The sequence below is a fragment of the Sphingomonas phyllosphaerae genome, assembly GCF_029623345.1.
In the GTDB taxonomy this organism is placed as follows: Bacteria; Pseudomonadota; Alphaproteobacteria; order Sphingomonadales; family Sphingomonadaceae; genus Sphingomonas; species Sphingomonas phyllosphaerae_C.
This window is the reverse complement of record NZ_JAPYKH010000034.1, coordinates 1-22,085: the sequence shown is the minus strand read 5'-3', so window position 1 is coordinate 22,085 and position 22,085 is coordinate 1. Positions and strand designations below refer to the sequence as shown.

16 protein-coding genes are annotated in these 22,085 nt (G+C 70.6%); 10 read left to right on the top strand and 6 right to left on the bottom strand.

What is annotated here, in order from left to right; genetic code table 11:
• Positions 1–142 precede the first annotated feature (142 nt).
• From QBJ89_RS19230 to sucC, 4 genes are all read right to left on the bottom strand, one after another.
• Positions 143–1,771 carry an NAD(P)/FAD-dependent oxidoreductase gene (locus QBJ89_RS19230; protein WP_277982079.1) on the bottom strand — a complete coding sequence of 543 codons (1,629 nt, stop codon included), beginning with the start codon at positions 1,769–1,771 and terminating at the stop codon, positions 143–145.
• Positions 1,772–1,970: 199 nt separating this feature from the next.
• Complete coding sequence (locus QBJ89_RS19225) at positions 1,971–2,900, bottom strand: electron transfer flavoprotein subunit alpha/FixB family protein (protein ID WP_277982078.1); 930 nt, start codon at positions 2,898–2,900, stop codon at positions 1,971–1,973.
• Positions 2,901–2,911: 11 nt separating this feature from the next.
• The gene (locus tag QBJ89_RS19220; protein WP_223011545.1) at positions 2,912–3,661 is read right to left on the bottom strand and encodes an electron transfer flavoprotein subunit beta/FixA family protein; all 750 of its coding nucleotides are present in this window, start codon (positions 3,659–3,661) and stop codon (positions 2,912–2,914) included.
• Between the two features lie 350 nt (positions 3,662–4,011).
• A complete protein-coding gene (gene sucC, locus QBJ89_RS19215) occupies positions 4,012–5,211 on the bottom strand; it encodes an ADP-forming succinate--CoA ligase subunit beta (protein WP_277982077.1) in 1,200 nt (399 codons plus the stop codon).
• A gap of 313 nt (positions 5,212–5,524) precedes the next feature.
• Between sucC and QBJ89_RS19210 the strand changes: the two genes are divergently transcribed.
• From QBJ89_RS19210 to QBJ89_RS19180, 7 genes are all read left to right on the top strand, one after another.
• Entirely contained in the window at positions 5,525–8,266 is a 2,742-nt protein-coding gene (locus QBJ89_RS19210; RefSeq protein WP_277982076.1) for an ATP-dependent DNA helicase, read from the top strand.
• Complete coding sequence (locus QBJ89_RS19205; protein ID WP_277982075.1) at positions 8,263–8,802, top strand: SixA phosphatase family protein; 540 nt, start codon at positions 8,263–8,265, stop codon at positions 8,800–8,802. The genes QBJ89_RS19210 and QBJ89_RS19205 overlap by 4 nt, the downstream gene beginning before the upstream one ends.
• A 315-nt stretch (positions 8,803–9,117) precedes the next feature.
• Positions 9,118–11,457, top strand: a complete 2,340-nt coding sequence (locus QBJ89_RS19200) for a TonB-dependent receptor (RefSeq protein WP_277982074.1) — start codon at positions 9,118–9,120, stop codon at positions 11,455–11,457.
• 2 nt (positions 11,458–11,459) lie between these two features.
• On the top strand, positions 11,460–13,019 hold the full coding sequence (locus QBJ89_RS19195; protein WP_277982073.1) for a sulfatase family protein: 1,560 nt from the start codon (positions 11,460–11,462) through the stop codon (positions 13,017–13,019).
• 388 nt (positions 13,020–13,407) lie between these two features.
• Positions 13,408–13,941, top strand: a complete 534-nt coding sequence (locus QBJ89_RS19190) for a CarD family transcriptional regulator (RefSeq protein ID WP_219755021.1) — start codon at positions 13,408–13,410, stop codon at positions 13,939–13,941.
• A gap of 112 nt (positions 13,942–14,053) precedes the next feature.
• The gene (locus QBJ89_RS19185; RefSeq protein ID WP_277982072.1) at positions 14,054–14,830 is read left to right on the top strand and encodes a head GIN domain-containing protein; all 777 of its coding nucleotides are present in this window, start codon (positions 14,054–14,056) and stop codon (positions 14,828–14,830) included.
• The gene (locus tag QBJ89_RS19180; RefSeq protein ID WP_277982071.1) at positions 14,818–15,498 is read left to right on the top strand and encodes a GIN domain-containing protein; all 681 of its coding nucleotides are present in this window, start codon (positions 14,818–14,820) and stop codon (positions 15,496–15,498) included. The genes QBJ89_RS19185 and QBJ89_RS19180 overlap by 13 nt, the downstream gene beginning before the upstream one ends.
• 108 nt (positions 15,499–15,606) lie before the next feature.
• Here QBJ89_RS19180 and QBJ89_RS19175 read toward each other — a convergent pair whose 3' ends face one another.
• Positions 15,607–17,682, bottom strand: coding sequence for a M13 family metallopeptidase (locus tag QBJ89_RS19175; RefSeq protein WP_277982070.1), 2,076 nt, complete (start codon positions 17,680–17,682; stop codon positions 15,607–15,609).
• A 343-nt stretch (positions 17,683–18,025) separates the two neighbouring features.
• Here QBJ89_RS19175 and QBJ89_RS19170 point away from each other — a divergent pair, with 343 nt between their 5' ends.
• From QBJ89_RS19170 to QBJ89_RS19160, 3 genes are all read left to right on the top strand, one after another.
• On the top strand, positions 18,026–19,048 hold the full coding sequence (locus QBJ89_RS19170; protein WP_277982069.1) for a serine hydrolase: 1,023 nt from the start codon (positions 18,026–18,028) through the stop codon (positions 19,046–19,048).
• A gap of 80 nt (positions 19,049–19,128) precedes the next feature.
• Positions 19,129–19,563 (top strand): NIPSNAP family protein, encoded by a 435-nt coding sequence (locus QBJ89_RS19165; RefSeq protein ID WP_277982068.1) that lies wholly within the window; start codon positions 19,129–19,131, stop codon positions 19,561–19,563.
• Between the two features lie 220 nt (positions 19,564–19,783).
• Positions 19,784–19,972 carry a hypothetical protein gene (locus QBJ89_RS19160; protein WP_277982067.1) on the top strand — a complete coding sequence of 63 codons (189 nt, stop codon included), beginning with the start codon at positions 19,784–19,786 and terminating at the stop codon, positions 19,970–19,972.
• A 20-nt stretch (positions 19,973–19,992) separates the two neighbouring features.
• Here QBJ89_RS19160 and QBJ89_RS19155 read toward each other — a convergent pair whose 3' ends face one another.
• Positions 19,993–21,924, bottom strand: coding sequence for a CocE/NonD family hydrolase (locus QBJ89_RS19155; RefSeq protein ID WP_277982066.1), 1,932 nt, complete (start codon positions 21,922–21,924; stop codon positions 19,993–19,995).
• Between the last annotated feature and the right edge of the window lie 161 nt (positions 21,925–22,085).

Here is a 22,085-nt window from a genome sequence, read left to right as displayed (position 1 = left end):
CGGGCGGTTTTAAGTCCGCGCCATCCGGTCACACGAACGCGCCTGTGCCCCGGCGAAGGCGGGGGCCTAGGCAGGAAAGCTTATGTGGGACTCACCATAGTCCCCCAGCTGCGCCCCGACCTCCGCCAGCGCACGCGCTCGGTCAGCCGGGTTGCGCCGCCAGCCGCACCGCCACCGCCTCCGCCACCTTGATCCCGTCGACCGCGGCCGAGAGGATGCCACCGGCATAGCCGGCACCCTCGCCCGCGGGATAGAGCCCGGCGGTATTGAGGCTCTGGAAGTCCGCGCCGCGGGTGAAGCGTACCGGCGAGGAGGTGCGCGTCTCGACGCCCGTCATGACCGCGTCGGGATCGTCGTAGCCGCGGATCTGGCGGCCGAACACCGGCAGCGCCTCGCGCATCGCCGCGATCACGAAGTCGGGCAGGCAGGCGGCGAGGTCGGTCGGCGTCACGCCCGGGCGGTAGCTTGGCGTCACGCTGCCCAGCGCGGTCGAGGCGCGGCCCTCGAGAAAGTCGCCGACGCGCTGCGCCGGCGCGCGATAGTCGCGCCCGCCGGCAACGAAGGCGCGCTCCTCCCAGTGGCGCTGCAGCGCGATGCCGGCGAGCGGGTCGCCGGGAAAGTCACGCGCCGGGTCGATCGCCACGACCAGCCCTGAGTTGGCGTTGCGCTCGTTGCGCGAATATTGGCTCATGCCGTTGGTGGCGACTCGCCCCTCCTCCGAGGTGGCCGCGACCACGGTGCCGCCCGGGCACATGCAGAAGCTGTAGACGGTGCGACCGTTCGAGCAGTGATGCGAGATATGGTACTCGGCCGCGCCCAGCGCCGGATGGCCGGCGTCATCGCCGAAGCGCGCGCGGTCGATCCACGACTGCGGGTGCTCGATCCGCACGCCGAGCGAGAAGGGCTTGGCCTCGGCATGGACCCCCGCCTCGACCAGCGTGCCGAACGTGTCGCGCGCGCTGTGGCCGACCGCGAGCACGACATGCTCGGCCTCCAGGTACGAACCGTCGTGGAGGTGCAGCCCGCGGAGGTGGCGCTCGCCGCGCGCGTCCGTCTCGACGTGGAAGCCGTCGACCCGCGTCGAGAAGCGATATTCGCCCCCGAGCGCCTCGATCGACGCACGCATGCTCTCGACCATCGTCACCAGCCGGAAGGTGCCGATATGCGGGTGCGCGTCGGTGAGGATCTCGGGCGGCGCGCCGGCGGCGACGAACTCCTCCAGCACCTTGCGGTTGAGGTGGCGCGGGTCCTTGATGCGGCTGTAGAGCTTGCCGTCGGAGAAGGTGCCCGCGCCGCCCTCGCCATATTGCACGTTCGATTCGGGCACGAGCACGCCGCGCCGCCACAGCCCCCACGTGTCCTTGGTGCGCTCACGCACGACCTTGCCGCGCTCGAGCACGATCGGACGGAAGCCGGCCTGCGCCAGGATGAGGGCGGCAAACAGCCCGCACGGCCCGGCGCCGATCACCACCGGGCGTTGGCGCGCACCACCGCTGGGGGCGAGCACGGGCGGGCGGTAATCGGTGTTGGGGGTCGGGCGGACGTCCTTGTCGTCGCCGAGCCGCGCCATCACCGCGGCCTCGTCGCGCAGCGCGACGTCGAGCGAATAGACCAAGGCGATCCGCCCGCGCCCGCGCGCGTCATGCCCGCGGCGCGCCACCTGCCAGCCGAGCACGTCGTTGGCGACGACGCCGAGCCGCTCGTGCAGCGCGGCGGGAAGCGCGTCGTCGTCGTGGCGCAGCGGCAGGCGCAGGTTGGAAAGCCGGATCATGGCGCGCGCCTTACACCGCGCGGGCGTGGCGGCCAAATCGAGTTGACGGGGTCACCGATCCTCCCCGGCACGGGGAGGGGAACCAGCCGAAGGCTGGTGGAGGGAGCTTCCGCATACGAGCCGGTGCGTGAGCGAGATCCCGCTCCACCAGCCGGCTAATGGCGGGCAGTCTCCCTCCGTGCCGGGAGCATCTACCCCTTCACAGCTTCTCGGTCAGCTCCGGCACGATCTTGAACAGGTCGCCGACCAGGCCGACGTCGGCGACCTGGAAGATCGGCGCGTCCTCGTCCTTGTTGATCGCGACGATGATCTTCGAGTCCTTCATCCCCGCGAGATGCTGGATCGCGCCCGAGATGCCGACCGCGACATAGACCTCCGGCGCGACGATCTTGCCGGTCTGGCCGACCTGATAGTCGTTGGGGACAAAGCCCGCGTCGACCGCCGCGCGGCTCGCGCCCACCGCCGCGCCGAGCTTGTCCGCCAGCGGCTCGATCAGCTCGCGGAACTTCTCGCCCGAGCCGAGCGCGCGCCCGCCCGAGACGATCACGCGCGCGCTGGTCAGCTCGGGGCGGGTCAGCGCCGCGATCTCCGCGCCCTCGAAGGTCGCGAGTCCGGTGTCACCGGTGCCCGCCACCGCCTCGATCGTGCCGCTGCCGCCCTCGGCCGCGGCCTTCTCGAACGCGGTGCCGCGCACCGTCAGCACCTTCTTGGCGTCGCGCGTCTGCACCGTGGCGATCGCGTTGCCCGCGTAGATCGGGCGCGTGAACGTGTCCTCGCCCTCGACCGACAGCACGTCGCTGATCTGCATGACGTCGAGCAGCGCGGCGACGCGCGGCGCGATCGCCTTGCCCGTGGTGGTGGCGGGCGCGACGAAGGCGTCGTGATGCCTCATCAGCTCGACCACCAGCGGCGCGACATTCTCGGCGAGCTGGTGCGCGTAGGCGGCGTCGTCGGCGACATGGACCTTGCCCACGCCCGCGATCCTGGCGGCCGCCTGCGCGACGCCGTCGACCCCCTGCCCTGCCACCAGCAGATGGACCTCACCGAGCTTGGCCGCCGCGGTCACCGCGGAGAGCGTGGCGTCCTTGACGGACTGGCCGTCGTGCTCGACCCAAACCAGAGTCTTCATGCTGCGCTCCCTTACTTCGCGATGCCGAGCGACTTGAGCTTGCCCGCCAGCTCGTCGACGTCGGCGACCTTGACGCCCGCGGTGCGCTTCGACGGCTCGGCGACCTTCACCGTCGTGAGCCGCGGCGCAACGTCGACGCCGACGTCCGCGGCGGTCTTGGTCACGAGCGGCTTCGACTTGGCCTTCATGATGTTGGGCAGCGAGGCGTAGCGCGGCTCGTTGAGGCGCAGGTCGGTCGTCACGATCGCGGGCAATTTGAAGCGATCGGTCTCGAGCCCGCCGTCGACCTCGCGCGTCACCGTGACGGCGTCGGCGCTCAGCTCGACCTTGGAGGCGAAGGTCGCCTGACCCCATCCGAGCAAGGCGGCGAGCATCTGGCCGGTCTGGTTGTTGTCGTCGTCGATCGCCTGCTTGCCGAGAATGACGAGCTGCGGCTGCTCCTCCGCCACGATCTTGGCGAGGATCTTGGCGACGCCGAGCGGCTCCACCTTGGTGTCACTGGTGACGAGGATGGCGCGGTCGGCGCCCATCGCCAACGCGGTGCGCAGCGTATCCTGCGCCTTGGGCTCGCCGATCGAGACCGCGACGATCTCGGTGACGGTCCCCTTCTCCTTGAGCCGGATCGCTTCCTCGACCGCAATCTCGTCGAAGGGGTTCATGCTCATCTTGACGTTGGCGAGGTCGACCCCCGACCCGTCGGCCTTCACGCGGGGTTTCACGTTATAGTCAAGCACGCGCTTGACCGGCACCAAGACCTTCATCAGCGTCCTTCCGATCCTGCGGTCGGGGCGTGTTCGCGGCCCCGGGATGCGCTCCACATGGCGGTTTTCCGCGCTTTTCGCAAGTTCAGTACGGAAAGCGTGGTTGCCGTAGCGGCAGCGTTCTTGGCGTAAACGCGCGGCGCGCGGACATGGTGTCCGGGCAGGTGATTTTCCGCCGCCGGCCGCCGGAGGCGGCGAGGGGTTGCTTTCTGGGTCACCTCACAACAGCCCACGCCGGGGGGGGCATCCGGGAGGTTGCGGCGTCCCTCGGCGTCATCCCGGCCCAAGTCGGGATGACGCAGGAGAGTGAGAGACGTGAGGCGGCGCGAACAGGCGCCGCCCCTCCTCACTCAGGCGACCTTCTTCACCTCGGCGACGATCTTCTGCGCGGCGTCGCCCAGGTCGTTGGCGGGGACGATCGCGAGGCCGGAGGTGGACAGGATCTCCTTGCCCTTGTCGACATTGGTGCCCTCGAGCCGGACGACGAGCGGCACCGACAGGTTCACTTCCTTCGCCGCGGCGACGATGCCCTCGGCGATGATGTCGCACTTCATGATGCCGCCGAAGATGTTGACCAGGATGCCCTTCACCGCGGGATCGGCGAGGATGATCTTGAACGCCGCGGTCACCTTCTCCTTGCTCGCGCCGCCGCCGACGTCGAGGAAGTTGGCGGGGAACATGCCGTTGAGCTTGATGATGTCCATCGTCGCCATGGCGAGGCCGGCGCCGTTGACCATGCAGCCGATGTCGCCGTCGAGCTTGATATAGGCGAGGTCGTACTTGGACGCCTCCAGCTCGGCGGCGTCTTCCTCGGTCTCGTCGCGCAGCTCGGCGAGGTCCTTGTGGCGGAACATCGCGTTGCCGTCGAAGCCGACCTTGGCGTCGAGCACCATCAGCTTGCCGTCGTCGGTGACCGCCAGCGGGTTGATCTCGATCTGCTCGGCGTCGGTGCCGAGGAACGCGTCGTACAGCTTCGCCGCGACGTTTGCCGCCTGCTTGGCGAGATCGCCGCTCAGCTCGAGCGCGCCCGCGACCGCACGACCGTGGTGCGGCTGGAAACCGGTCGCCGGATCGACGTCGATCGAGTGGATCTTCTCTGGCGTGTCATGCGCGACCGTCTCGATGTCCATGCCGCCCTCGGTCGAGGCGACGAACGAGATGCGGCCGGTGGCGCGATTGACGAGCAGCGCGAGGTAGAATTCCTTCGCGATGTCGACGCCGTCGGTGACATAGAGGCGGTTGACCTGCTTGCCGGCGTCGCCGGTCTGGATCGTCACCAGCGTGTTGCCGAGCATCTCGGTAGCGGCGTGGCGCACCTCGTCCTCGGTCTTGGCGAGACGAACGCCGCCCTTGGCCTCGGGCGACAGCTCCTTGAACTTGCCCTTGCCGCGTCCGCCGGCGTGGATCTGCGCCTTCACCACGTAGAGCGGCCCGGGCAACTTCTTGGAGGCGGCGACCGCCTCCTCCACGCTCATCGCGGCGAAGCCCGCGGGCACGGGCACGCCGAACTTCGCGAGCAGCTCCTTGGCCTGATATTCGTGGATGTTCATGCGCGGTCTCCGACACAGCAGGACAGACTAGACTGGAGCGTGCCTTAGGCGCTTGCGGCAGGGGAATCCACCCCGCGGTTTGGCTTTCCGAAACACGGGGCGCAGTTGCGAGGCGATAGCATTAGAGTGTGAGAAGGGTGGCACGGGCATGTGAATTTGCGTTTGATGGCGCGAGGGCGCCGTCGTGGCGGGCGGAGGTGCCTGATGACGCTGCACTTGCTCTCCCCCGCGCGCCGGCGGACCGCGCCACCACCGAGCACCACATCACGGCTTTGCGGTTGCCGATCTGTTCCACTTGGCGCAGAGCGAGAGCGTGACGTCGCCCTTCCCCGCGCTGCCGCACCCCGCCCTCCACGCCAGCCACTCGGGCGTGTGGGTGGCGCGCGCCGGCGAGACGCGCGCGCTCTCGCGCGGCGAGGCGATCCGGCTCGCCGCCGACACGCCGGTCATCCTGCTCAACGCCCCGCTGGTGGCGCAGCGGCTCGGTTATGCCGAGCTGTCGGGGCTCGACCTGCTCGAGCTGTTCGCCTTCCTCCACCCCGCGCGTTTCGCGGTGCCGACCCCGCGCGGGATCGCGCAGGTGGCCGGGCTCGACGCCCCCGCGCGCGATGAAGACGTCGCCGCCTTTCTCGCCGTCGCGGCCGAGCGGCTGCTCGCGGTGACGCAGGCGAGCGACTGGTCCGAGCGCGAGGGCGCCTGGACCGCCGCACAGTCGCTCACCCGCGCGCGCTGGCCGTGGGCGCCGATCGTCTCGCCGCGGATCGCCAAGCCGGCGCAGCACGAGCGCTGGCTGTTCTCGCGCCTGCCCGAGTGGCAGGAGACCGCGCCCCGCCCCGCCCCCCGCGCGGTGACGCTCGACGACGCCGCGGTGCTCGAGCGGCTTGCGACGCTCGTCGGCGGCGACGCCGAGGTGCGGACCGGCCAGCGCGCTTACGCCGCCGCCGCGGGAGCCGCGTTTGCGCCGCGGGCGGCGCGCGACATGCCCAACCTCGTGCTCGCCGAGGCGGGCACCGGGATCGGCAAGACGCTCGGCTATCTCGCCCCTGCCAGCCTGTGGGCCGAGCAGGCCGGCGGCGCGGTATGGATCTCCACCTATACCAAGGCGCTGCAACGTCAGCTCGGGCATGAGACGCGGCGGCTCCACCCCGATCGCGCGGTGCGCAAGGCGCGCGTGGTGACGCGCAAGGGGCGCGAGAATTATCTCTGCCTGCTCAACCTCGAGGACGCGCTGCAGGGCGGCTTCGCCGGGCGCGCGGCGATCCTGGCGCATCTGGTGGCGCGCTGGGCGGCCTATAGCGACGACGGCGACATGGTGGGGGGCGACCTGCCGGGCTGGCTCGTCACGCTGTTCCGCCGCAACGGCTCGGCCGCGCTGACCGACCGGCGCGGCGAGTGCGTCTACGCCGGCTGTCCGCATTACCGCCGCTGCTTCATCGAGCGCGCCGCGCGCGCCTCGGCCGAGGCCGACCTCGTCATCGCCAACCACGCCCTCGTGATGGTCAACGCCGCGCGCGGGCGCGAGACCGCGACCCGGCCGACGCGCTACGTGTTCGACGAGGGCCATCATCTGTTCGACGCCGCTGACGCGATGTTCGGCACCGCGTTGACCGGGCAGGAGACGATCGAGCTGCGCCGCTGGATCGTCGGGCCCGAGGGCAATGCGCGCGGGCGACGGCGCGGGTTGCAGGCGCGGCTGTCCGACCTCGCCAGCTACGACGAGCAGGGCGCGCGCGCGATCACCGAGATCGTCGCCGCGGCGCAGGCGCTCGCCGCCGACGGCTGGCTCCAGCGCGTCGCGGAGGGGCAGCCGTTCGGCGCGACGGAGACGTTGCTCGCGGCGGTGCGCGGGCTCGCCTATGCGCGCGCCGAGCAGGATGCCGATGCGGGCTACGGGCTCGAGACCGAATTGGCCGAGCCCACTCCCGAGCTGATCGAGGCGGCGGCGCCCGCCGCGCACGCGCTCGACTCGCTGGTGCGGCCGATGGTGGCGCTGGGCAAACGGCTCGAAGCGGTGCTCGCCGACGCCCCCGACTGGATGGACGCACCCGCGCGCGCGCGGATCGAGGGCGCGATCGCCTCGCTCGGCTGGCGCGCCGAGACCGTCGCGGCGTGGCTCGCCCTGCTCGCACGCGTCGGCGGTCCGGCAGACCCGCGCTTCGTCGACTGGCTCGCGGTCGAGCGTGGCGAGGGGCGCGAATATGATATCGGGCTGCACCGCCGCTGGCTCGACCCGACGCGCCCCTTCGCCGAGACGGTGCTCAAGCCGGCGCACGGCGCGCTCGTCACCTCGGCGACGCTCACCGCGGGCGGCGACTGGGAGACCGCCGAGGCGCGAGTCGGTGCGCCGCATCTGCAGCGCGCGCCGGGCCGCTTCACCGCGCCGAGCCCGTTCGACTACGCGCGCAACGCCGAGGTGGTGATCGTCACCGACGTCAAGCGCGGCGACGTGCCCGCGCTCGCCAATGCCTATGCGCGGCTGATCGAGGCGTCGGGCGGCGGCGCGCTCGGGCTGTTCACCGCGATCCGCCGGCTGCGCGCGGTGCATGCCCGGCTCGCCGACCGGCTGGCGCGCGCGGGGCTGCCGCTCCACGCGCAGCATGTCGACCCGATCGACACGGGCACGTTGGTCGACATCTTCCGCGACGATCCCCACGCCAGCCTGCTCGGCACCGACGCGTTGCGCGACGGCGTCGACGTACCCGGCCAGTCGCTGCGACTGGTGGTGATGGAGGGCGTGCCCTGGCCCAAGCCGACCGTGCTCCACGCCGCGCGCCGGCTCGCGGGCGGCGGGAGCGCCTACGACGACCGCATCGTGCGCGCGCGGCTCGCGCAGGCGTTCGGGCGGCTGATCCGGCGCGGCGACGATGCGGGCCTGTTCGTGCTGCTGTCGGCGGCGATGCCGTCGCGGCTGCTCGACGCCTTTCCGCCGGGCGTGCGGGTGTCCCGCGTGCCGCTCGAAGAGGCGGTGAACCGCGTGCGGCAGCGGCTTTCCACCGCCGGGCCGATCGGGCATGAGGCCGACCTCCACGACGCCCGAGCGGAGCTGCCCGAATGAAGACGCTGACGCTGCTGCGCCACGCCAAGTCGGGCTGGGACGATGCCGTACCGCGCGATCTCGACCGCCCGCTAAACCCCAAGGGGCGCCGCGCCGCGCAGGCGATCGGGCGCGAGATCAAGGCGATGGGGCTGAACTTCGACCGCGTGCTCGCCTCCCCCGCGGTGCGCGTGCGCGAGACGATCGAGGAGGCCGAGCGCGGGCTCGGCCGCGCGCTCGCGCCCGAATGGGACCGGCGGCTGTATCTCGCCTCGGCCGCGACGCTGCTCGACGTGGTGCACGAGCAGGACGACGCGGCGGAGACGCTGCTGCTGGTCGGTCACAATCCCGGGCTGGAGGAACTGGTGCTCGCGCTGGTTCCCGAGGTGCCGGGCGGGCTGCGCGATGCGGTGGAAGAGAAATACCCCACCGCGACGCTGGCGGAGATGACCTTCGCGGCCGACGGCTGGCGCGAGGTCACGCGCGGCGGCGCGACGCTGACCCGCTTCGTCCGCCCGCGCGACATCGACGCGACGCTGGGGCCGGACGGGGAGTAGGGGTTCCTCGCGGGTGAAGCGTGAGATCCTCTCCTGCAAGGGGAGGTGGCAGGCCGCAGGCCTGACGGAGGGGTGTCGCCGGTCGTGAGTCCAGCGATGCTCGCCGGCCGGGTCACCCCTCCGTCGCGCTACGTGCGCCACCTCCCCCTTGCAGGGGAGGATTGAGCCGCGTCGACCCATTGCCCCCCCCCCTGCCATGCGGGGAGGATCGAGCTCGCTCCACTAAAGCCCGGGTGCGCGCGGTGCATGTGCTTCTTTATTCCCCATCGACGAGGTCGGCTTTTACAAGCACATTGATCGTAGAGGGGAGATTCGATGCACCGTCGCCGTCTGTTCGCGTTGCTCACCACCACCGCCGGGCTCGCCATCACGCTTCCCGCGGCCGCGCAGCAGGCGCCCGGCGCGGCGGTGCAGGACACCTCCGCCGCCACTCCCACCCCGGCACCGACGCCCGCCGCGAACCCCGCCGACGGCGACGTCGTCGTCACCGCGCGCTTCCGCAACGAATCGCTCCAGCAGGTGCCGATCGCGATCACCGCGATCAGCGGCGCCTCGCTGGCCGAGCGGCAGCTCAACAACGTCCAGGCGATCACCGCCGCGATCCCCTCGGTCAACTTCCGCACCGGCGCGTCGAACAAGGACCGCACGATCTTCATCCGCGGCGTCGGCACGATCACCACCTCGCCCGGCGTCGAGCCCTCGGTCTCGACCGTGCTCGACGGCGTGGTGCTCACCCGCCCGGGCCAGGCGACGCTCGATCTCGGCGAGGTCGAGCGGATCGAGGTGCTGCGCGGGCCGCAGGGGACGTTGTTCGGCAAGAACGCCTCGGCCGGCGTGGTCAATATCGTCACGCGCGATCCCGGCGACAGCTTCGCCGCCTTCGGCGAGCTCGGCGCCACCACCGATGAGGAATATCGCGTCAAGGCGGGCGTGTCGGGGCCGCTGATCCCGGGCAAGCTCGCCGCGCTGATCGGCGGGCTGTACGACGATTTCGACGGCAACACGCGCAACGTCGTGACCGGCAACGACACCAACGCCTCGCGCCGCTACGGCGTCCGCGCCAAGCTGGTCGCGACGCCCACCGAGACGCTCAAGCTCACCGCGATCGGCGACTATCTCAACACGAGGGAGACGGTCGCGGCGGTCTACGCCTCCGCCAGCCAGATCGCCTACCCGAGCCGCGCGGTGACCACCTCGGCGCCGTTGATCGCGGCGCTGGGTGCGCGGGGGATCACCCCCTCGCCGAGCAACCGCGCCAATGCCACCGACATCGACACCGACGTGCGCGACGAGAATTACGGCGGCTCGCTCACCGCCGAGCTCGGGCTGGGTGACTATCAGGTCACCTCGATCACCGCGTGGCGCCAGTGGCTCAACCACCAGCGCCAGGACTATGACTGGCTGACAGGGCTGAGCACCGCCTTCCCGCAGGGGCTCGACGACGGCACGGTGAACAGCAAGCAATTCTCACAGGAGCTGCGGCTCACCTCGCCGCGCGGCGGGCTGATCGACTATGTCGTCGGCGCCTATTACCTGCGCGGCGAGACCGACGAGCGCTACCAGCGCACGCTCACCACGCTGACCGCGGGCGCGCCGCTCACCACCATCGGCGTCGCCAATTATGGGATCACCAGCCACAATTACGCTTTGTTCGGCGAGGCCAACGTCAACTTCAGTTCCGCTTTCCGCGCCATCGCCGGCTATCGCTCGACCTGGGACACGCTCGACTTCTACCATGTCCGCACGTCGAGCAACGACCCGACCAACAGCGGCGCGGCCGCGCTCGATCGTCCCGCGATCCGCGCCTATCACAACGCCAGCGGCAGCACCGACCGGCGCGGCGACAGCTACCGCCTCGGCCTCCAGCTCGATCTCGGCGCGCGCGCGCAGACCTATTTCACCTACTCGCGCGGCTACAAGGGGCCGGCGTACAACGTCTATTTCAACATGCGCTCGCTCAACGCGACGACCCTGCTCGACGAGCTGCCGCTCAGCCCGGAGACGAGCGATTCGTTCGAGATCGGGCTCAAGGGCAGCACCGCCGACCGCGCGCTGAGCTACAGTCTCGCTGCCTACACCACGACGTTCGACGGCTATCAGGCCAATTTCAACGATGTCGTCAACGGCGCGCAGGTCACCCGGCTGATCAACGCGGGCTCGGTGCGCTCGCGCGGGGTCGAGGCCGACGTGACGCTGCGCCCGACCGCGGGGCTGACGGTCGACCTCTCCGGCGCCTTCACCGACGCCACGGTGCGCGACTTCCTCTGCCCGACCGGCGCGCCGACCAGCTGCAACATCAACGGCCAGCCGCTGCCCTTCGCGCCGCGCGTCAAGCTGTACGAGAATGCCGCCTACCGCTTCGCGCTGAGCGACTCGCTGTCGATGGAGCTGCAGAGCGACGTCAGCTTCAGCTCCAAGACGCAATATTCGCTCAACCAGACGCCGAGCACGATCCAGCCCGCTTATGCGATCTGGAACGCCAGCGTGGCGCTGATCCGCCCCGGTGACGGCTGGCAGCTGCGCGCGTACGTCAAGAACATCACCGACCAATCCTATGCCAGCTTCCTCGCCAACGGCTCGTTCGCTGGTACGGTGCGATTCGTGCCGCGCGACGACCGGCGCTATGCCGGGCTGCTGCTGCGCAAGGATTTCTGACGATGGCGGAGGATACGAGCCGGCGCGGCGTGCTGCTGGCGGGGACGGGCGGGGCGTTCGGGCTGTACAGCTGGGCGGCGGGCGCGGCGGAGGCGGCGACGCCGGTGCCGCGCCGCTCGCGCCGGCTCGCGCGCGTGTCGAGTGCCCGCCCGCGCAACATCCTGTTCGTGCTGACCGACGACCATCGCTACGACGCGATGGGCTTCATGAAGGCGCAGGATTTCGGCGACACGCCGACGCTCGACCGGCTCGCGCGTGAGGGCACGCATTTCCGCAATGCCTTCGTCACCACGGCTCTGTGCTCGCCGAGCCGCGCCTCGATCTTCACCGGCCTCTACGCGCACCAGCACAAGGTGGTGGACAACAACCACCCGATCCCGCCCGGGCTCGTCTATTATCCCGAGTACCTCCAGGCCGCCGGCTACGACACCGCCTTCATCGGCAAGTGGCATATGGGCGAGGAGGGCGACTCGCCCCAGCCCGGCTTCGACCGCTGGGTCAGTTTCCGCGGCCAGGGCAGCTACCTGCCCGAGGCCAACGGGCTCAACGTCGACGGGCAGAAGGTACCGCAGAAGGGCTATATCACCGACGAGCTGACCGACTATGCGCTCGACTGGCTCGGCGAGCGCCCTAAGGGCAAGCCGTGGATGATGCACCTCGCGCACAAGGCGGTGCATTCCGAGTTCATCCCGGCCGAGCGCCACAAGGGCCGCTACGACAAGGAGACCTTTCGCTACCCGGCGTCGATGAAGCCGGGCGTCACGGGCCGGCCGATGTGGGTCGAGAACCAGCGCAACAGCTGGCACGGCGTCGGCTATCCCTATCACGGCACGCTCGACATCGGCGACTATTACAAGCGCTACATGGAGACGCTGCTCGCGGTCGACGAGGGCCTGGCCAGGATCATGGACCTGCTCGAGCAGCGCGGCGAGCTCGACGACACGCTGATCCTCTACATGGGGGACAACGGCTTCATGTTCGGCGAGCACGGGTTGATCGACAAGCGCGCGGCCTATGAGGAATCGATGCGCGTGCCGATGCTGGCGCGCTGCCCGTCGCTGTTCCCCGCCGGCAGCGTGGTGGAGCAGGTGGTCGCCAACATCGACGTCGCACCGACGATGCTCGCCGCCGCCGGGCTGCGCGCACCGACGGATATGGCGGGCGCGAACATGCTGCCGCTGGCGCGCGGCGGCGCGGTGCCGTGGCGGCGCGAGCTGCTCTACGAATATTATTGGGAGCGCAACTTCCCGCAGACCCCGACCGTCCACGCGCTCCGCGAGGACCGGTACAAGTACATGCACTTCCACGGCATCTGGGATCTGGACGAGCTGTACGACCTCGCCGCCGATCCGCACGAGAGCGACAATCTGCTCGCCCGCCCCGGCCACGAGGACCTCGCCGCGCGGATGAGCAGCAAGCTGTTCGCGCTGCTGGAGACGACCGGCGGCATGGCGATCCCGCTCAGCGCCGACGCGGGCATGCGCAACGACCTGCGCGACCCGCGCGGGCCGCATCAGGCGCCCTTCCCGCCCGGCTTCTTCCACCCGCCGCGGGCCGGCTAGCGTCCGCCTTATCGAACCTGAAGCGTGCTCCAGCGACGCCGAAGCCCGCCGTTCCGGGGGCGGCGTTCGTGGCTCTGGGCCCCTGCTTGCGCGGAAGCGCGTTCGTGCTTCGGACATGGCGAATCGCGCTTTCAGAGCACCATAACGGGGCATCTCCCCGCATCGGGTGACGCGAAACTGTAAAAAGGTTCCCTCGCGTCAGCCTCCCTGCCCCATTGGGGCTGGAAATTTTATTGCCGAGTTGCTATAAGAGGCCGGCACGGGCGCAATCGTTCTCGCGTCCCTGGAGACGTCAAACCTTCTGCTCCCCTCGTCAGTCCGTTCCGCGGTGCTTTGCCGGCGCGGGTCGCAGCGGACTGCGGGAGCCCTAACATTGGAAAGGCCTCCTATGGCTGCCAAGGCTCTGCATTTCGATGTCGGTGACTATGTCGTCTATCCCAAGCACGGGGTCGGCCGTGTGATCGAGCTGCAGAAACAGGAGATCGCGGGCATGCAGCTGGAGCTGTACGTGCTGCGGTTCGAGAAGGAGCGGATGACGCTGCGCGTCCCTACCAACAAGGCCGAATCGGTCGGCATGCGGAAGCTCTCGTCGGACAAGACGATGCGCGAGGCGATGGAGACGCTCAAGGGCAAGCCCAAGGTCAAGCGCACGATGTGGTCGCGTCGCGCGCAGGAATATGAGGCGAAGATCAACTCGGGCGACCTCGTCTCGATCGCCGAGGTGGTGCGCGACCTGTTCCGCGCCGACGACCAGCCCGAGCAGAGCTATTCCGAGCGCCAGATCTTCGAGGGCGCGTGCAGCCGCCTCGCGCGCGAGCTCGCCGCGATGGAGCAGATCGACGAGCCGGCGGCGCAGGAGAAGATCCTCGACATCCTCCGCAAGGCCGCGGCGATCTACAACAAGGACAAGGTGCCGGCGTAACCCGCCGCATCGGGTCAAATGACGAGGGGGGCGGTCCGCGGGCCGCCCCTTTTCGTTTGCGCGTCGCCCCGGTGTGTATTAGTGGTGCAATACACGTTCGGGAGAAAAGGACATGCGCGCGATCATCGCCGCCGTATTGCTGCCGCTGGCGGCCTGCGGCAACAGCTTCAGCGTCGATACGGACGATCGGCCCGGCATCCCGGCCACGGGCAGCGGCAACCAGCGCAGCTACGCGGCGTCGGGCTTCGACTCGGTCGAGCTCGCCGGTAGCGACGACGTCAGCGTGCGGGTTGGCGGCGGCTTCGCGGTCACCGCCGAGGGCGACACCGAGGCGCTCGACAAGCTCAAGATCACGCGCGACGGCAGCACGCTGCGGGTGTCGCGCCGCAACGGCCGCTCGCGCGGGCACGCGCGGGTGACGGTGACGATGCCCGCGATCACGGCGGCGACGCTGAGCGGCTCGGGCAATCTCTCGGTCGATCGGGTCGAGGCGCGCGCGTTCAAGGCGAAGCTGGCCGGCTCGGGCAACCTCACCGTCGCGGCGCTGCGAGCGGGAGAGGCCGACGTCTCTATCGCCGGCTCGGGCAATGCCGCCATCACCGGTCGCTCGAGCACACTCGACCTGTCGATCGCGGGCTCGGGCAGCGTCACGCTGGCGGGCGAGAGCGACCGGCTCGCGGTGTCGATCGCGGGCTCGGGCGACGTGGCAGGCGAGCGGCTCGTCGCCAGGGCCGCCGACATTAAGGTGATGGGCTCGGGAAGCGTCCGCGCGACCGTGAACGGCCAGGCGAACGTCATGGCGATGGGCTCGGGCGACGTCGACCTCGGGCCGCGCGCGCGCTGCTCGGTGCGCAAGATGGGATCGGGCAGCGTGCGGTGCGGCGGCTGATCCTCGCCGCGTCGCTGCTCGCGCTCGCCGCCGCGCCGGCGAGTGCGGCGGAGCGGCGCTGGCCGATCGCCACCGTCGACCGGCTGCGGGTCGAGACGCCCGCGACGGTACGAGTCGTCGTCGCGGCGTCGGGCGGCGCGGGCACCGGCGTCTCTGCCAGCGCGGCCGATCCGGCGGCGCTCGACACGCTGAGGGTCGAGGCGAGCGGGGGAACGCTGGTCCTGCGCGGCGGGGCGGCGAGCGCCGGCGCGGTGGTGACGGTGGTCGCGCCGCGGCTCACCGCCGTCGCGGTCTATGCCGCGGCGCGTGTGACGATCGCGGCGATGCGCGGCGAGCGCGTCGAGCTGTCGGCCGCGGCGGGGTCGATCGACGTGGCCGCGCTCGACGCGGCACGACTCAGCGCGACACTGGCAGGCGACGCGACGGTCACGCTGGCCGGTCGCTCGCCCGACGCGACTCTGATCGCCAACGGCATCGGCACGATCGACGCGCGCGCGCTGGCGACGCAGCGGCTGACGGTGCGCGGCGCGGGCGACTCGATCGTGCGCGGCGCCGCGTCCCAGGCGGCGACGGTGGTGGCGATCCAGAACGCGCAGGTCAGCGTCTCCGGCCGGCCGCGCTGCGAGATGCGCGCGGTGCCGCCCGCATCGGCGACGTGCGGGCGGTGAGACGCAGCCGCTGCCGAGGCACGTGCCACGTCTGCCTCTCCCCGTCATCCCGGACGTGTCCCGGGATGACGGGCGTGCCGTCGACTCACGTCAGGACGCGACGTCCCCTCACCAGATCCGCACGCGGTCCTTCGGCGCGACATATTGCTTCTGCGACGGATCGATCTTCCACGCCGCATACCAGGCGTCGACGTTGCGCAGCGGGTTGACCGCGCGGATCTGCCCCGGCGAATGCGGGTCGCTGACGAGCTGCTGGCGCAGCGCCTCGTCGCGGAACAAGGTGCGCCACACCTGCCCCCAGCCGAGGAAGAAGCGCTGGTCGCCGGTGAAGCCGTCGATCACCGGCGCGCGCTTGCCGCCGAGCGAGGTGTGATAGGCGTCGAGCGAGATCAGCACACCGCCGAGGTCACCGATATTCTCGCCCATCGAGGCGCGCCCGTTGATGTGGACGCCGGGCAGGCCGGGGAAGCTATAGGCCTCATATTGCGCGCCGAGACGCGCCGCCTGCGCCTCGAATTTGGTCGCGTCCTGCGCGGTCCACCAGTCGCGCAGCACGCCGCGCCCGTCCGACTTGCGGCCCTGGTCGTCGAAGCCGTGGCTGATCTCGTGGCCGATCACGCCACCGATCCCGCCATAGTTGATCGCGTCGTCCGCCTGCGGGTCGAAGAAGGGCGGCTGGAGGATCGCCGCGGGGAAGACGATCTCGTTCTTGACCGAGCTGTAGTAAGCGTTGACCGTCTGCGGCGTCATGCCCCACTCGGCCTTGTCGACCGGGCGCGCGATCCGGGCGCGGTCATAGTCCCACTCGAACCGGGTGGCGCGCTCGGCGTTGCCGACGAGATCGCCCGCCCGCACCTCCAGGCCGGTATAATCGCGCCACTTCGAGGGGTAGCCGACCTTGACGGTGAAGCCCTGCAGCTTGTCGAGCGCCTGGGCCTTGGTCGCGGGACTCATCCACGCCAGATTCTTGATCCGCCCGGCGAGCGCGACGCGCAGGTTGCCGACCAGCGCGTCCATCTTCGCCTTCGATTCGGGCGGGAAGTAGAGCGCGACATAGTCGCGGCCGATACCCTCGCCGATCGCGTTCTCGGTGAAGCCGACCGCGCGCTTCCAGCGCTCGCGCTGCTGCGGCTGGCCGTTGAGGAACTTGGAGCGGAAGTCGAACTCGGCGTCGACGAAGCGGCGCGACAGCAGCGGCGCGACGTCATCAGCGGTGCGGAACGCCGCCCAGGCCTTGAGCGTGGCGAGATCGGTCGCGGCGAACAAAGCGGCGATCTTGGGAAAAGCGGTGTTCTGCGCGACGATCGCGCGGTCCGCCGCGCCGAGCCCGGCCGCCTGCCAATAAGCATCCCACGGGAAGCCCGGGGCCTGCGCCTTCAGCTCGGTGAGCGTCATCGGATTGTACGTCTTGTCGCGGTCCCGGCTCTCGGCGCGGGTCCAGTGCGCCTGCGCGAGCTTGGCCTCCATGTCGACCACCCGCTCCGCCACCGCGGCCGCGTCGGGCCAGTTCGCCATCGTCAGCATCTGCGCGACATACTGGCGGTAGCGCGCCACCTGCGGCGCGAACTTGGGATCGAGGTACAGCTCGCGGTCGCCCAGGCCGAGCCCCGACTGGCGCAGGTAGAGCGCGTAGACCTCCGGGCGCTTGGCGTCGTCGCTCACCCCGGCGCTGACGAAGCTGGCGCCAAAGCCGCCGACCGAGCGCCCCATCAGCCGCGCGATATCGTCCTTGCTCGCCGCCGCGGTGATCGGGCGGAGCCGCTCGGTCAGCGGCGCCGCGTCGGCGCGCTCGGCCGCGGCGGTGTCCATGAAGCCGGTGTAGAGCAGCGCCGCCTTGGCGCGGTCGGGATGCGCGGTGTCGCTCGCGCTATAGCCCGTGATCAGCGCGCGCAGCCGCTGCTCGGAGAGTTCGCGCAGCACCGCGAAGGCACCGTAGGAGGAACGGTCCGCCGGGATCTGCGTGCGCGCCACCCAGGCGCCGTTGACGAAGCGGAACCAGTCGTCGCCCGGGCGGACGCTTCGGTCCATGCCGGTGAGATCGAAGCCCCAGGCGCCGTAGCGGGTCGCGCCGGCGTCGGGCGCGGCGGCGGCGGGCGCCGGCGCGGGCTGCTGGTCGCGGCTCAGCGCTGGGGCGGCGAGGACGAGGCCGGCGGTCGCCGCCAGCAGCACGAACTTCAGGGTCAAAGGATCGTCTCCGGGCGAAATAGTAACTTTTGGTATGAGAGCGCGGTGGCACGTGCCGCCCGGTGAGGCAATAGGCCAGCGCTGCTGTCGGGTCGGACCGGCCGTGCTGGGCCGGAGGGCGCTTTCCTTCCGGCGCGGTGCGGGTAGAGCGAGCCTGCTCAGGCGACCGGGGTGTGTCGCCAGCATCGTCGTGCGCGTGGCGCCGGGTTCCTGCCTGTGCGGGAACACGGTCGTCTCACGGGCGCTCCTGCGCAGGCAGGAGCCCGGGGCCGCAAGGGCGAGGCTGGCGGTGTGGACGTCCGCGCGCTCGATGCATGATCATGACGATGAGGTCGCCCGGCCCATGTTCTCCCACCGCCTGATCGCCCCGCTGCTCGCCGCGCTCGCGCTGGCGGCACCGGCACCACCCGCCGCGGCGCGCGACCGCGGCGCGGTGCGGCCGCAGCCGCCGGCGCGGCTGCTCAACGCGGTCGAGGCGCTCGGCCAGCGCTTCCCCGGCGCGGTCGGCATATCGGTGCGCGACGTGGAGCGCGGCTGGACCGTCTCGTGGCAGGGCGGCACGCGCCGGCCGCAACAGAGCGTGAGCAAGCTCTGGGTCGCGCTCGCCACCTTCGACGCGATCGATCGCGGCGCGCTCAGCCTGCGCAAGACCGTGACGGTGCGACGCGGCGATCTCACGCTGTTCCACCAGCCGATCCGCGCGCGCGTCGGCGCGGGCGGTCTCCGCATCACGATCGCCGGCCTGCTCGACTGCGCGCTGACGCGCAGCGACAATACCTGCAACGACGTGCTGCTGCGCCAGGTCGGCGGCCCCGCCGCGGTACGGCGCACGCTCGCGCGCAAGGGCGTCAGCGGCGTCACCTTCGGCCCGGGCGAGCGGCTGCTCCAGGCGCGCACCGCCGGGCTGACGTGGCGCGACTCCTGGGCAGGCGGCGATGGCTTCCTGCGCGCGCGGGCGCGGCTGAGCCTCGCCGCGCGGCGCCGCGCGCTCGAGCGCTACGTGGCCAGCCCGCCCGACGGCGCCTCGGCCGACGGCGTCACCCTGGGGGTGATGCGGCTGGCGCAGGGGCGGCTGCTGAGCCGGGCCTCGACCGCGCGGATGCTGGCGCTGATGCGCGCGAGCCGGACCGGGCCGCTACGTCTGCGCGCGGGGCTGGGGCGCGGCTGGACGCTCGCGCACAAGACCGGCACGGGGCAGGAGCTGGCCGGCACCGCCACCGGCACCAACGACGTCGGGCTGCTCACCGCACCCGACGGGCATCGCTACGCGGTGGCGGTGCTGATCGCGCGCACCCGCGCGCCGCTGGCGGCGCGGCTGCGGCTGATGGGGGACGTTACCCGCGCCGTGGTGCGCACGCACGGCTGAGCCGGCGGATTGATCCGGGTCACTGGTGTTCCGGCGAAATCCGGCGCAGCCTGCGGCATCATCGTCCGGAGACCTGCCGCATGCGTCCTGCCCTGATCGCGCTCACCTTTGCCCTGCTGGCGCCGCTGGCGCTGACCGCCGCCGCGCCCAAGGCGACGCTCGACCCGCGCACCGCGCTGTACGAGCTGCGCACCTATTATCCCGCGCCGGGCAAGCTGGCGGCGCTCAACACGCGCTTCCGCGAGCACACGCTGGGTATCTTCAAGCGCCACGGCATGACCAACGTCGCTTACTGGAACGAGCTGCCCAGCGCCGACTATCCTGAAGGCCGTGTCGTCTACGTGCTCGCCTACCCCGACCGAGCCGCGCGCGACGCCGACTGGAAGGCGTTCGGCGCCGACCCCGAGTGGCAGAAGGTCGCCGCAGCGAGCGAGGTCAACGGCAAGATCGTGACCAAGGTCGACAGCGTGTTTATGACCATGACCGATTATTCGCCGCCGCTCCGGCTGAAGTGACGGTAATCCTCCCCGCTCGCGAGGAGGGGTTCGCGGTAAAGCGGCGGTGGAGAGGGCTCACGACGAAGCGCAGCGCTTGTGGATACCCTCCGCCACGCCCGTCGGGCGCGGTCTGCCTCCCCGTTCCGGGGAGGATCTGCAGACAAGCGAAGTCGTGATGACAAGGGCACCGTATCGCGCCTCGTTCGTTGTGCCCCCGCATCCAGCAGGAGACACACTCATGGCCGATACCGCCACCACGTCGAACAAGAAGACCGCGCTCACCGACTCGCTCAGGACGCATTTCACCGGCGACGCGCCGCTGACCGAGAAGGCACGCGGCTTCGCCAAGGAGCGGCCATGGACGAGCGCGGCGTTCGTCGGCGTCGCCGCGCTGGCGGTGCTCAACACGCTGCGCGGCCGGGGCTGACCCGCGCGCGACCGCGGCGTTCAGTGCGCCGCCGTCGCCGCCCCGGTGGGTGAGTCCGCCGCCACCGGCAGCCACACCGCGCTCGCCGCGTCGCCGCCCCAGCGCACCGTCTGCGTCGCCTTCACGTAATCACGCGGGCGCGCATCCATGATCGACGGGACCCAGCTCTGCGGATTGCGATCGTAGAGCGGAAACAATGACGACTGCACCTGCACCATGATGCGGTGGCCGGGCAGGAAGACGTGGTCGACGTTGGGCAGCGACCAGTCGAACTTGTAGGTCTTGCCCGGCGTCAGCGCCGCGGGCGTGGCGAAGCCGTTCACGTAACGGCCGCGGAAGATCTCGATCCCGAGCGCGAGCTGATAGCCCGCCATCGCCGGATTGGCGCTGTTCTCCTCGGGATAGACGTCGATCAGCTTGACCACGAAGTCACCGTCGCGCCCCGTCGTCGCGGCGCGCAGGTCGACCTTGGGCGCGCCCTTGATGTGGACCGGGCGGTCGAGCACCGTGCCGGTGTAGCTCAGCACGTCGGGGCGGCCGTCGACGAAACGCTGGTCGTGGACCAGCCAGGTGCGCCACTCCTCGCCCTGCATGTGGATCGGCCGGGGCAGCATCGGCACCGGCTTGGCCGGATCCGAAACAAAGCTGTCGCTCCCCGCCGTGGGCTTCTGCCACGACAGCGACGCGCCGGCCGCGAGATAGAGCGGCGTGTACTGGCCAGCCGGCCAGCGCGGCGACACTTCCCAACGATCCTCGCCGGTGGCGTAGGTGAGTACCGGCGGCGTGTCGCACGGCACCGGCTCGGTCTTGAGATGGCAGTCGAGGAACGGCTTCATCCAGCGCGTGCGGAACTGCAGCCCGGTGTCGCCCTCCCACTTCAGCGGCCCCAGCTCACGCGCCTCGTAATTGACCTGCGAGTGGCGCCACGGCCCGATCACCAGGCTGACCAGCCGGTTGTCCGGATCCTGCCCCTCCAGCGCCTGATACACCGCGGGCGCGCCGTAGCTGTCTTCCTGGTCCCACTGGCCGACCACCAGCATCGTCGGCACCGTCAGCTTGCGCGCGCCGAGCAGTTTGTCGACTGCCTGCCCCTGCCACCACGAGTCGTAGCTCGGGTGCTCGAGCACCTTGCGTACCACCGGCAGGTCGAGCAACCCGTAGTGGCGCGCGTAATCACCCGCCGAGCCGGCGGCGAGGTAGGCGGCATATTCGTCGCCGCCGCCCTTGGGCACCGCGCCCCCGCCCGACTTGACCGTCTGCGACAGGTCATAGTCGAAGCCGAACGTGCGGAAGGCGCCGTTGTGGAACCAGTCGTCGCCCATCCAGCCGTCGACCATCGGGCTCTGCGGTACCGCCGCCTTGAGCGCGGGATGCGGGTCGATCAGCGCCATCAGCGAGGTGAAGCCGAGATAGGACGAGCCGGTGATGCCGACCTTGCCGTTGCTCTCGCGCACGTTCTTCACCAGCCAGTCGATCGTGTCATAGGCGTCGGTGGCGTGATCGACTTTGCTGGGGTTGAGCGGCCCACGCAGCGGGCGGTTCATCACGTAATCGCCCTCGGACTTCCCCAGCCCGCGCACGTCCTGGTAGACGCGGATATAGCCGTCGTCGACGAACTCGGCGTCGGCGACGGGCAGGATCTCCTCGATATGCTGACTGCGATTGCGGCTCGTCGCCTTGTCGGCGTCGTACGGCGTGCGGCTGAGCAGGATCGGCGCGTCATGCGCGCCCTTGCGATAGACGATCACGGTGTACAGCCGCGTGCCGTCGCGCATCGGCACCATCTCGGTGCGGCGGACGTAATCGGCCTCGGGGCGGACCCAGTCGTAGCCCGCGACCTGCTCGTTGGCCATCGTATCGGTGGGCGCGCGCTGCGCGCTCAGCGCCGCGGGCAGCGCGGCGGCGAGCAGGAAGGGGGCGGCGCGGCGGGCGAGCGGGAGGCGGCGGGTCATGGCGCCTGAGGTGCCGGGACGCACGCGCGCGGTCAAGCGCGCCGCGCTCCCCTTGGCAGCCCCGCGCGACCTGCTATTCGTCGCGAAGAGACAATAGGTTGCGGCATGCACGTCCCCGATCCTCCTGTGCCCGCCGTCACCGCGCCGGGTGACTATGACTG

What these genes read in the sequence shown, in the direction of transcription:
- QBJ89_RS19205 (WP_277982075.1), top strand. Translation starts at nt 8,263, where the DNA reads ATGAAGACGCTGACGCTGCTGCGCCACGCCAAGTCGGGCTGGGACGAT.
- QBJ89_RS19230 (WP_277982079.1), bottom strand. Translation starts at nt 1,771, where the DNA reads ATGATCCGGCTTTCCAACCTGCGCCTGCCGCTGCGCCACGACGACGAC.
- sucC (WP_277982077.1), bottom strand. Translation starts at nt 5,211, where the DNA reads ATGAACATCCACGAATATCAGGCCAAGGAGCTGCTCGCGAAGTTCGGC.
- QBJ89_RS19200 (WP_277982074.1), top strand. Translation starts at nt 9,118, where the DNA reads ATGCACCGTCGCCGTCTGTTCGCGTTGCTCACCACCACCGCCGGGCTC.
- QBJ89_RS19195 (WP_277982073.1), top strand. Translation starts at nt 11,460, where the DNA reads ATGGCGGAGGATACGAGCCGGCGCGGCGTGCTGCTGGCGGGGACGGGC.
- QBJ89_RS19155 (WP_277982066.1), bottom strand. Translation starts at nt 21,924, where the DNA reads ATGACCCGCCGCCTCCCGCTCGCCCGCCGCGCCGCCCCCTTCCTGCTC.
- QBJ89_RS19220 (WP_223011545.1), bottom strand. Translation starts at nt 3,661, where the DNA reads ATGAAGGTCTTGGTGCCGGTCAAGCGCGTGCTTGACTATAACGTGAAA.
- QBJ89_RS19190 (WP_219755021.1), top strand. Translation starts at nt 13,408, where the DNA reads ATGGCTGCCAAGGCTCTGCATTTCGATGTCGGTGACTATGTCGTCTAT.
- QBJ89_RS19170 (WP_277982069.1), top strand. Translation starts at nt 18,026, where the DNA reads ATGTTCTCCCACCGCCTGATCGCCCCGCTGCTCGCCGCGCTCGCGCTG.
- QBJ89_RS19225 (WP_277982078.1), bottom strand. Translation starts at nt 2,900, where the DNA reads ATGAAGACTCTGGTTTGGGTCGAGCACGACGGCCAGTCCGTCAAGGAC.
- QBJ89_RS19165 (WP_277982068.1), top strand. Translation starts at nt 19,129, where the DNA reads ATGCGTCCTGCCCTGATCGCGCTCACCTTTGCCCTGCTGGCGCCGCTG.
- QBJ89_RS19185 (WP_277982072.1), top strand. Translation starts at nt 14,054, where the DNA reads ATGCGCGCGATCATCGCCGCCGTATTGCTGCCGCTGGCGGCCTGCGGC.
- QBJ89_RS19160 (WP_277982067.1), top strand. Translation starts at nt 19,784, where the DNA reads ATGGCCGATACCGCCACCACGTCGAACAAGAAGACCGCGCTCACCGAC.